The sequence below is a fragment of the Azospirillum aestuarii genome (assembly GCF_016632405.1).
Taxonomy (GTDB): domain Bacteria; phylum Pseudomonadota; class Alphaproteobacteria; order Azospirillales; family Azospirillaceae; genus Azospirillum; species Azospirillum aestuarii.
In genome coordinates this window covers 1-1864 of record NZ_JAEPIV010000084.1, presented here as the reverse complement: position 1 = coordinate 1864, position 1864 = coordinate 1, and the positions used below count along the sequence as shown (strand labels likewise).

Below are 1864 nucleotides of genomic sequence, written 5' to 3'. Positions count from 1 at the left end.
CACTGAAGCCGCGTCACAGAACGCCGCCTGATCGGCCCGTCACCCAATCTCCAACATAGCTCTGCCGGCATTGCCGGTGATCGAGCGCACCGGCGCCGCTGGGCGCGCCCGTGCCCGCAAGCGGACGGTGGATGCTCTGCTTGCCGGCCTCACCGACGAGCAACTGGCCGAACTCGACCGTCTGCCGGTGGTCGATCCTGACCTCGGCGGGACTCCTCTTTCCTGGTTGAAGGCGATGCCGAGCGCGCCGAAAGCCGGACATGTCCGTGACCTGCTCGACAAGCTTCAGGTCGTCCGCGCCATTGGGATCGCATCCGATATCGACACTCGCATTCCCGAAGTCCGGTTCCGCCAGTTCGTCCGGGAAGGTCAGGCATCGCCCGCCTATCTGCTCGGCCGCTACACCGCTCAACGGCGGCGAGCAACCCTGGTTGCCGTGCTGTTCGATCTGGAATCCCGATTGATCGACGCCGTGCTCGACATGGCCGACCGGCTGATCGGTGGCGCATTCACACGGGGCAAGCACGCCAAGGAAAAGACCTACGCCGCTACCACACGCGATGTCGGCCGCCTGATGCGGCTCTTCCATGACACCATCGAGGCGCTCGCCGTAGCCCAGGACAGCGACCGTGATGCTTTTGCCGTCGTCGACGAGAGCGTCGGCTGGGCGAAGCTGTTGCGTGCCCGCCCCGAAGTGGCCAGCCTTGCCGATTTGGCGGAGGAGAATCCCCTTGTCCGTGCCGCCGACCGCTACATCACGATCCGGAAGTTCCTCCCGGCTCTGCTCGAAGCTCTCACCTTCAAGGCAGCCAGGGACAACGACCCGCTGCTCGCAGCGGTCGCGCTGCTGCGCGATCTCAACCAGTCCGGAAAGCGCGACGTACCGGCGGACGCACCGATGCCTTTCCGCAAGGAGTGGCGACGGCTGGTCGTCGATGGCGGGAAACCCAATCGCCGGCTGTACGAGATGGCGGTGGTCGCCACTCTGCGCAACAAACTCCGCTCCGGCGATGTCTGGGTCGAACGGTCCTCCAACTATCGCCGTTTCGACAGCTATCTGCTGCCGACCATAGCCGTCGCGCCGGTCCTGTCGGAGTTGGGGTTACCTGACACAGCCGATGCCTGGATAGCAATGCGCGGTCAGGAACTCGATGAGCGGCTGAAGCGCTTCGCTCTGCGGCTCCGGCGTAGCCAACTTGATGGGGTCGAACTCCGCGACGATCGGTTGCACATCACGCCGCTGAGGGCGACAACGCCTGTGGAGGCGACTGTCCTGGCCGGCCGCCTCGACGCTTTGCTGCCGCGCGTGCGCATCACCGAACTGCTGCATGAGGTCAACCGCGCGACGGGCTTCGCGGCGGCGTTCACGAACCTGCGCACCGGCGAGCCCTGCGCCAACGAGAACGCGCTGCTCGCCGCCATCCTCGCCGACGGCACCAATCTGGGCTTGGCACGCATGGCGGACGCCAGCCAAGGCGTGACCCGCGACCAGCTGGTGTGGACCGCCGATGCCTACATCCGTCCCGAAACCTACCGGGCGGCCCTGGCCCGGATCATCGAGGCGCAGCACCGCTTACCGATCGCCGCTTTGTGGGGGAGTGGAACGACGTCCTCATCGGATGGACAATTCTTCCGCTCGGGAAAACGGGGGAACGTCGCCGGCGAAGTAAACGCCCGCTATGGCGTCGATCCTGGCTTCAGCTTCTACACTCATGTCTCCGATCAGCATGGCCCCTACTATGTCCAGGTCATTTCGGCCGCGACCCACGAGGCGCCTTATGTGCTCGATGGGCTGCTCCACAGAGCTATGTTGGAGATTGGGTGACGGGCCGATCAGGCGGCGTTCTGTGACGCGGCTTCAGTG

1 pseudogene is annotated in these 1864 nt (G+C 65.2%); it reads left to right on the top strand.

Features of this window, described 5'->3' with window-relative positions:
- Positions 1–49 precede the first annotated feature (49 nt).
- A pseudogene (locus tag JJL56_RS32670) lies at positions 50–1801 on the top strand (Tn3 family transposase); the annotation flags it as partial.
- Between the last annotated feature and the right edge of the window lie 63 nt (positions 1802–1864).